6 protein-coding genes are annotated in these 8,909 nt (G+C 66.2%); 5 read left to right on the top strand and 1 reads right to left on the bottom strand.

Annotated elements, in window-relative coordinates:
* Window positions 1-163 precede the first annotated feature (163 nt).
* The 5 genes from ppx (at window position 164) to lpxH (ending at window position 7,544) form a co-directional block, all read left to right on the top strand.
* Complete coding sequence (gene ppx, locus N5J29_RS17900) at window positions 164-1,690, top strand: exopolyphosphatase (protein ID WP_053519439.1); 1,527 nt, start codon at window positions 164-166, stop codon at window positions 1,688-1,690.
* Window positions 1,691-1,982: 292 nt separating this feature from the next.
* The gene (locus N5J29_RS17895; RefSeq protein ID WP_111186885.1) at window positions 1,983-4,913 is read left to right on the top strand and encodes a TonB-dependent receptor; all 2,931 of its coding nucleotides are present in this window, start codon (window positions 1,983-1,985) and stop codon (window positions 4,911-4,913) included.
* A 166-nt stretch (window positions 4,914-5,079) separates the two neighbouring features.
* Window positions 5,080-6,225 carry a glycosyltransferase family 1 protein gene (locus N5J29_RS17890; protein WP_164152136.1) on the top strand — a complete coding sequence of 382 codons (1,146 nt, stop codon included), beginning with the start codon at window positions 5,080-5,082 and terminating at the stop codon, window positions 6,223-6,225.
* Entirely contained in the window at window positions 6,206-6,745 is a 540-nt protein-coding gene (locus tag N5J29_RS17885) for a phosphatase PAP2 family protein (protein WP_053519442.1), read from the top strand. The genes N5J29_RS17890 and N5J29_RS17885 overlap by 20 nt, the downstream gene beginning before the upstream one ends.
* A 58-nt stretch (window positions 6,746-6,803) precedes the next feature.
* Window positions 6,804-7,544: a UDP-2,3-diacylglucosamine diphosphatase gene (gene lpxH / locus N5J29_RS17880; protein ID WP_053519443.1), complete on the top strand. Its 741-nt coding sequence runs from the start codon at window positions 6,804-6,806 to the stop codon at window positions 7,542-7,544.
* A gap of 54 nt (window positions 7,545-7,598) precedes the next feature.
* Here the strand turns inward: lpxH and N5J29_RS17875 are convergent, their stop codons facing one another.
* Window positions 7,599-8,852 carry a M12 family metallo-peptidase gene (locus tag N5J29_RS17875; protein WP_053519444.1) on the bottom strand — a complete coding sequence of 418 codons (1,254 nt, stop codon included), beginning with the start codon at window positions 8,850-8,852 and terminating at the stop codon, window positions 7,599-7,601.
* Window positions 8,853-8,909 lie beyond the last annotated feature (57 nt).

The raw sequence follows: 8,909 nt of genomic DNA, 5'->3' as shown, positions 1-8,909 counted from the left end.
CCCTCAACCGGACCCACCCCGCCATCCCTCAGAAAACCCGCTTTTGACGTTGACGTTGACGTTGACCTTGCCGGCCAGCGGCCGGCACTACCGAACGCCCCCCCGACAAAATGTGAAGGCCATGCGGTGACGAGCACACCGCCCCTTCGGCTAACATTCGCCCATGCCGCATACCACCACGACTCCGCCCGCATTGCAGGATGGCGACCTGCTGGCCGCCATCGACCTTGGCTCCAACAGTTTCCACATGGTCATCGCGCGCTACACGCTCGGCCAGCTGCGGGTGATCGACCGCCTGCGCGAAACCGTGCGCATGGCCGACGGTCTGGATGGCAAGGGGGGCCTGTCGGCTGCGGCACGGCAACGCGCACTGGAATGCCTGGCCCGCTTCGGCCAGCGCATCCGCAATGTCCCGTCGCACCGCGTGCGTGCACTGGCCACCAATACCGTGCGCCAGCTGCGTTCACCGCAGTCGTTCCTGGTTCCCGCCGAAACCGCGCTTGGCCATGCCATCGAAGTGGTGAGCGGCCGCGAGGAGGCGCGCCTGATCTACCTGGGCGTCGCCCATGCCCAGCCGCCCAAACCGGGCGAGCGCCGGCTGGTGATCGACATCGGCGGTGGCTCGACCGAGTTCATCATCGGCATGGGCATGCAGACCCTCGAGCGCGAGAGCCTGCAGGCCGGCTGCATTGCCAGCACCCGCCGCTTCTTTCCGGGCGGCAAGCTCAGCAAGAAGCGCTGGAAGGATGCACTGGCCGAGATCGGTCGCGAGTTCCAGCCCTTCGCCAGCAAGTACCGTGCGCTGGGCTGGCAGGAGGCACTGGGTTCTTCGGGCACCCACAAGGCGATCAGCGAGATCTGCGCGACGATGAAGCTGAGCAAGGGGGCGATCACCGCCGAAGCCCTGCCACAGCTGCGCGACGAGCTGCTCAAGGCCAAGAAGATCGACGACATCGTGCTGCCGGGCCTGTCCAGCGATCGCCGCCCGATCATCGCGGGCGGCATCCTGGTGCTGGAGGCGGCCTTCCAGGCATTGGGCCTGCAGAAGCTGCTGGTCAGCAAGGCCGCGATGCGCGAAGGCATCCTTTACGACATTGTCGGCCGTGCCGGCGAGAACGACCTGCGCGACGAATCGGTCGCTGCGCTCACCCACCGTTACGGCATCGACACCGTCCAGGCCGACCGCGTGCAGGACACCGCCCTGTCGCTGCTGGAGCAGGTACAGGAACGCTGGAAGCTCGACGCTGACGATGCCCGCATGCTCGGCTGGGCGGCACGCCTGCATGAGCTGGGGCTGATGATCGCCCACAGCGGCTATCACGTGCATGGCAGCTACGTGCTGGAACACTCGGACATCGCCGGCTTCTCGCGGCAGGAGCAGCAGATGCTGGCGGCCCTGGTCCGCAGCCATCGCCGCAGCGTGGGCAAGACCGCGTTCGACGCCCTGCCCGAGCGCCTGCTGCTGACCGCGCGGCGGCTGGCCGCGCTGCTGCGCCTGGCGGTGCTGCTCAACCGTGCCCATGAGGACGCTCCGCTGCCGCCGCTGGAACTGACCGCCGATGACAACCGGTTGTCGCTGATCGTGCCGCAGGCGTTCATCGACGCCAGGCCGCTGCTGCGCGCCGACCTGATCGGCGAGACCGACGGCATCGCCGGCCTCGGCATCCAGTTCCGTCCCTTCGTTGCCTGAATACGCGCGCCTCGGCGTTACATTCGGTGACACTTTGCGCAATCTGGCGGCTTTTCCTGTTGCATCGCGTCAGCCCGTCGTTGGGGGTCCATCCGCGACGGCATCGTAAGCGATTGCTTTTGTTCATGTTTTGTGAAGATTTGTGACAAAGCGTTAATTTGTTCGACACGCCCTCTTTACACAGCATTAACCAACGAGACTACTATCGGGTTGCTGGTCCGGTCGCACGACCTTCCGGCTTCTTCGACGCCCTTTTTGGCGTCCGTTGCACGACCTGAGAGAGAGAGCTCGTATGACTTCACGCACCACCGCCCTGGGGCAGGCGATCCGCTATGCCCTGGCTACCACTGCAACGCTGGCGGCACTGCCCGCGTTCGCCCAGAGCGAAAGCACTGCTTCGCCGACCAACCTGGACCGTATCGAGATCACCGGTTCGCGTATCCGCCAGGTCGACGTGGAAACCGCCCAGCCGGTGTTCGCGATCAGCCGCAACGATATCGAGCGCCAGGGCTTCAGCTCGGTTGCCGACATCCTGCAGAACGTCACCGCGATGGGCAGCCCGGCAATCAGCCGCGCCAACGCGCTGACCGCGGGCGAGAACGCGGGCGGCACCTACATCGACATGCGCAACCTGGGCACGCAGCGCACGCTGGTGCTGGTCAACGGCAAGCGCCTGGGCATCAGCACGTCCGGCTACCAGGACGTTTCCTCCCTGCCGGTGTCGGCAGTGGAGCGCATCGAGGTGCTGAAGGACGGCGCTTCTGCGATCTATGGTTCGGATGCCATGGCTGGCGTGGTCAACATCATCACCCGCTCCAACGTCACCGGCGTGACCGCCAACGTCTACCACGGCCAGTACAGCGAGGGCGACGGCGCGCGCGACCGCTTCGACGTGGTCGCCGGCTGGAACAACGACCGCATCTCGCTGACCCTGTCGGCCGAGCATGCAGAAGAGAAGGGCGTGTGGGCGCGTGACCGCGGCTTCAGCCAGTACGGCATGACCGATCGCCACCCGAACGACAGCAGCAACTGGACCACCATCAGCCAGTACGGCCAGTTCACCGGCGTGCGCGGTCCCGGCTGCAATGCGACGCCTCCGGCAGGCTGTGGCTACTCGCTCAACCGTGGCACGGACCCGACCAATCCGGCCAATTACCACCTCACCAACTCCACGCCCTTCACCGGTGACGTGAGCAACGCCAACGACCAGATGCACGTGATGTACCCGGTCAAGCGCGACTCGATCTACTTCGACGGCCGGTTCAAGATCACCGACAACGTCAACTTCCGCACTGAGCTGGGCTACAACCAGCGCGAGTCCACCCGCCAGATCGCGGGCTATCCGCTGCAGTCGAGCACCGCCGGTGTCGGCTCCATGTCGATCGACAGCTACTTCAACCCGTTCGGCAACCAGCACGGCTTCGCCACCCCGACTGCGGTGGCCTGGAACCGCCGCACCTGGGAAGTGCCGCGCGTGACCACCAGCGAGCTGAAGACCTACCGCGCGGTGGCGTCGTTCGACGGCTCGTTCGATATCGGCGAGCGTTACTTCGACTGGGAAGTGGGCTACCAGTACAACCGCAACGAGCTGGAATCGGTGGCGACCGGCAACCTGCACAAGGGTCGCGTCGCGGCCGGCGTAGGTCCGTCCTTCTTCAACGCCGCCACCGGCAAGGTGCAGTGCGGCACGGCCGCTGCTCCGATCTCCTACGACGTCTGCAAGCCGTGGAACCCGCTGGTTCCGTACGGCACCACCGCTGCCGATGGCATCTATGGCAACGAAGAACTGCAGGCGTGGCTGTTCCCGGATGAGATCACCAAGGGCCGCACCACCTCCAAGAACTTCTTCGCCAGCATCGCGGGCAGCATCGTGACCCTGCCGGCCGGTGACCTCGGCTTCGCCTTCGGCGTGGAAAGCCGCAAGGAAGAAGGCAAGTACACCCCGGATGCCCTGGCCCAGACCGGCGCCACCACCAACCTCGCGGCTGGCCCGACCGGTGGCGACTACACCGTCAATGAAGCCTACCTGGAAGTGAACGTTCCGGTGCTGGCCGATCTGCCGGGCGCGAAGGAACTGAGCTTCAACGGTGCTACCCGTTTCTCGGACTACAACACCTTCGGCAACACCCTCAACAGCAAGTTCGGCTTCAAGTGGAAGCCGATCGACTCGCTGATGGTGCGTGGCACCTGGGCGGAGGGCTTCCGCGCCCCGACCATCAACGATCTGTTCGGTGGTGGCTCCGAGACCTTCGCGCAGTTCAGCGATCCGTGCGACACCCGCTTCGGTTCCTCGGCCTCCAGCGCCGAAGTCCGTTCGCGTTGCGCCCGCGACATCGCCAATGCCGATACCTTCCGCCAGCTGCGCCAGGGCGGCACTCCGGTGAACACCTCCACCGATGCCACGCCGGTGCCGTTCACTTCCGGCTCGAATCCGCTGCTGACTCCGGAAACCTCGACCAGCAAGACGCTGGGCCTGGTCTGGAGCCCGAGCTTCATCCAGGGCTTCAACGCCTCGCTGGACTGGTGGAAGATCCGCATCGACAACACGATCATTGCCGATACGCCGACCCAGATCCTGCAGGACTGCTACGAAGCAGGCATCGATTCGCGCTGCACGCGCTTCCAGCGTGACCCGGTGACGGGCATCGTGACCAACCTGAAGTTCGGCAACCGCAATGCGGGCTTCATGGAAACCGAAGGTTACGACCTGGATGTGAGCTACCGTCTGGACACCCGGTTCGGCAAGTTCAACGTGAATTCGGCCACCACCTACGTGTCCAGTGCGACCTACCGCACCTCGAACGACAGCTCGATCGTTCCGATCGTCACCAACGGCATCGGCAGCGCCTTCCGCGTCCGCTCGAACCTGGCGCTGGGCTACGATCTGGGTGACTTCGGGGTGACCTGGACCGCGCGCTACTACTCGGGCGTGAAGGAGACCTGCTCCAACATCGGTCTGTATCCGGACGAGTGCTCCGATCCGGGCGTGTATGCACCGTGGTACAAGGGCTCGCGCAACTACAACGAGCGTGGTTCGGTGACCTTCCACGACGTGCAGTTCCGCTACAACCTGCCGTGGGATGCGACCGTCGCCGTCGGCGCCAACAACGTGTTCGAGAAGTCCGGCCCGATCATGTACAGCAAGCCGAACTCCGCGTTCTCGTACTACGGCGGCTACGACATCGGTCGTTTCATCTACATGAAGTACCAGCAGCGCTTCTGATCGATCGCACTGCGACGCTCCACGACCACGGCCCTTCGGGGCCGTGGTTTTTTCTGGCCCCGGCCCCGCCGCCGGCGCTCCTGCGCGTCTGTCATGCCTGTGTCGCCAAGCCGTCATGTCGGCTACATCGCCAGGCCCGAGCATGCCGGGAAACCGGAGGCCCGCCATGCGCTATGCCATCGTCACCGAGACGTATCCGCCGGAAGTCAACGGCGTCGCACTGACCGTGCAGGGACTGGAACAGGGCCTGCGGGCGGCCGGGCACGAGATCGACCTGATCCGGCCACGCCAGGCCAATGAAGCGCTGGATTCCGCTCCCGGTACCCTGCTGGTGCCCGGCGCCGCCCTGCCCCGCTATCCCGGGTTGCGGTTCGGCCTGCCGGCCCCGATCCGGCTCGGTCGCCACTGGCAGCAGCAGCGCCCGGATGCGATCTATGTCGCTACCGAAGGCCCGCTGGGCTGGTCGGCGCTGCGTACCGCGCGGCGCCTCGGCATCCCGGTAGCCAGTGGCTTCCACACTCGCTTCGACGAGTATCTGCCCGACTACGGGGTCGCCTGGCTGCAGGCCGCCGCGATGCGCTGGATGCGCCGCTTCCACAACCAGGCCGACGCCACCCTCGTGCCCACCCGCGAGCTCCAACAGTTCCTTGCCGAACACGGCTTCGAGCGCGTCCGGCTGCTGGCCCGCGCGGTCGACAGCCAGCAGTTCGACCCGGGCCGGCGTGACCCCACCCTGCGCGAGGAATGGGGCATCGACGGCAATGGCCTGGCAGCGATCTACGTTGGCCGCATCGCCGCCGAGAAGAACCTCGGACTGGCCGTGAAGGCGTTCCGCCGCCTGCAGCAGATACGGCCGAAGGCACGCTTCGTCTGGGTCGGCGACGGGCCCGCACGGGAGAAGCTGGCGCATGAGAACCCCGACTTCATCTTCTGCGGCATCCAGCGCGGCGAAGCGCTGGCCCGCCATTTCGCCAGCGGCGATCTGTTCCTGTTCCCCAGCCGCAGCGAGACCTTCGGCAACGTGACCCTGGAAAGCATGGCCAGCGGCCTGGCCACGGTGGCCTTCGATTACGGCGCGGCGCGTGAGTACCTGCGCAACGGCGAGAACGGTGCCGCCGTGGGCAACGACGAGCAGTTCGTCGAAGCGGCCGTGCAGCTGGCCAGCGATGACACGCTGCGCCGCGAACTGGGCAGCCAGGCCGCACGGGCGATGAAGCGGCTGCATCCGCAGCAGGTGGTGGCCGAGTTCGATGCGCTGCTGGCTGAGCTGGCGAACACCCGGAGGACTGGCCATGCGCACCACGCCGCTTGAACTGCTGCGCGGCAGCGAAACACGCCTGTGCCGGCGGGCGAACCACTATTGCCGGCGCCGCCGCGTGCGCCGTCTGTTCTCGATCATCAGCCGGCTTGGCGACGGCGTGTTCTGGTACGTGCTGATGGGTGTACTGGTGGCGATCGATGGCTTCGACGGGCTGCGCGCATCGGTGCACATGGCCGCCACCGGCCTGGCCGCGCTGCTGCTGTACAAGGGCCTCAAGCGCTGGACCCGGCGCCCCCGCCCGTATGCCGCGGATCTGCGCATCCGGGCCTGGGTGGCCCCGTTGGACGAGTTCAGTTTCCCGTCCGGGCATACCCTGCACGCGGTGTCGTTCACCATCGTGGCGTTGGCCTATTACCCCTGGCTGGCGCCGCTGCTGGTGCCGTTCACCCTCGGCGTGGGCCTGTCGCGGGTCGTGCTGGGCCTGCATTACCCCAGCGATGTGCTGGCCGCCACCGGCATCGCCGCACTGCTGGCGTCGGCCAGCCTGGCCTGGCTGCCGCTGCCGGTGTGATGCGCTCGCCGGCCATGGCCCGGCGCTACCGGTATCCGCGATGACCTAGAATGCAGGCATGACCACGCTGTTCATTTCCGACCTGCACCTGGACCCGAGCCGTCCGGAAATCACCGACCTGTTCCTGCGTTTCCTGCGCGAACAGGCGCCCGGCGCGGACGCGCTGTACATCCTGGGCGATCTGTTCGAGGCCTGGATCGGCGACGACACGCCCTCACCCGCCGCCGATGCGGTGGCGGACGCGTTGAGGACGCTCGCCGACAGCGGCGTGCCGGTGTACTTCATCCGCGGCAACCGCGATTTCCTGCTTGGCGAAGACTACGCACGCCGTGCCGGTCTGCGCATCCTGCCCGACCCGTGCGTGATCGAGCTGTACGGCCGTGCGGTGCTGCTGCAGCACGGCGATCTGCTGTGCACCGACGACATTCCCTACCAGCAGTTCCGCGCGCAGACGCGCGATCCGGCATTCCAGGCGCAGTTCCTCTCGCAGCCGCTGGCCGCACGCATTGCCTTCGCGCAGAAGGCCCGTGAAGCGAGCCAGGCACGGCAGTCGGAAATGAAACAGGGCGACCGCGCGCAGTTCGAGACAGTGACCGACGTGGCCCCGGCCGAAGTGGAGGCCACCTTCATCCGTCACGGCGTGGACACCATGATCCACGGCCACACCCACCGCCCCGCAATCCATGCGCTGCAGGCCGGCGGACGCAGCTGCACCCGCATCGTTCTGGGTGACTGGTACGAGCAGGGCTCGGTACTGCGCGTGACCCCACAGGGCTGGACGCTGGATTCGCTGACCTGAGGCCCGTCCATCCACGGCAGCGCACGACCCCGGGTCGTGCGCCCCGGGTGCCGGTTACCGGAAGCCGGCGATGGTGTGCTTGGTATTGACCAGCACGCGCTGGTTGTCGGCGGTGCTGGCAGTGCCCATCGGGATGCCGTTGTAGCTGATGTTCGGATTGGACCAGTAATTCAGGCGCGGGCAGCTGCGGGTGCAGTTGTACGCCATGATGGTGCGCCAGCCGGTACCGCTGGACGGCTCATAGCGATAGCCATGGCCATAGGCGTATGGCGACGTGCTCGGATCGTTGGCGAGATCGTGCCGCGCGCTCTGCAGGTGGCCGATCTCGTGGGCGAACGAGTAGTAGCCGGTCGCGCAATCCCAGTACACCGCCGCGAACGCGGTAGATGCGCTTGAGCCGATGCCCGAGGCCAGGCCGCAGTAAGACGCGTTGTTGATCAGCAGCACGCCGACATCGGCCGTGTAGGTATTGCGGCTGCTGTGGATGCTGTCCATGTAGCCGTCGCTGGTGCCGCGGAAACGTGCCAGATCGGTATTGAAGTCGCCGGATTCGCTGTAACTGGTGGTCTCGTAGCGGGCCAGCTGCAGCGTCAGGCCGACATTGCTGTTGGTGTAGCCCTGGTTCGACTCGGCGACCGCCAGCTGCACCAGCGACTGCATGTTGCCGCCATAGGCGGCGACGGCGGCATTGGTGGCCACCACCAGTACGCGGATGGTCGCCGGCGTTCCCGAAGACGCCTGGGCAATGCCGATGCGGTCATCGGCCGGCAGCGGAATCTTCGGCAACTGGTTGTAGTCGGCCGGGTGGTCGGCCGGCATCCGCGATTCATCCACTTCCACCAGGACGTGGCGGTTGCCGAGCGGACGCAACCGGTAGAGTTTGCCGTCCTTGCGGATCGAGCCGGTCAGCGTGTCGCCGGAGCGGACCAGGATCACCGAATTGCCAGGGTCATCCTGTCCATTGGAGGTGGCCGCCTGCAGCCTGCCCGACGCGGAGCGGAGCTGGCCGTACCAGACAGAGCCGCCGTCGGGCAGCGTTTCGACCTTGCTGCGTACCGCCTGCACCCGCTGGCCAAGCAGCTCGAACTCCAGCTGCGGCTGCGCGGTGGCAGCGGCATCGACCCGCACCTCCTGCACAGCGGCCGTGGACGGCGTCGCCAACAACCGGCCCAGCGCAGGTTCACTGCTTGCCGATGCACGACTGAGTACCGTCACCGGCTCGAACAACGGTGCAGCACCGGCGGCCGCAACCACCGACATTCCCAGCAACAGGCCACCCGCCGTCTTGCCAATCGATCTGGACATCATTTCGTCGCTCCTTGAATGAAGTGAACAGCAGTGATGCAGCACGACCCGTTGTGTCGG

The organism is Stenotrophomonas sp. GD03680 (assembly GCF_029844625.1).
Taxonomy (GTDB): domain Bacteria; phylum Pseudomonadota; class Gammaproteobacteria; order Xanthomonadales; family Xanthomonadaceae; genus Stenotrophomonas; species Stenotrophomonas maltophilia_P.
Note: the sequence above shows the minus strand (reverse complement) of the source record. Positions and strands in the feature narration are given on the sequence as shown.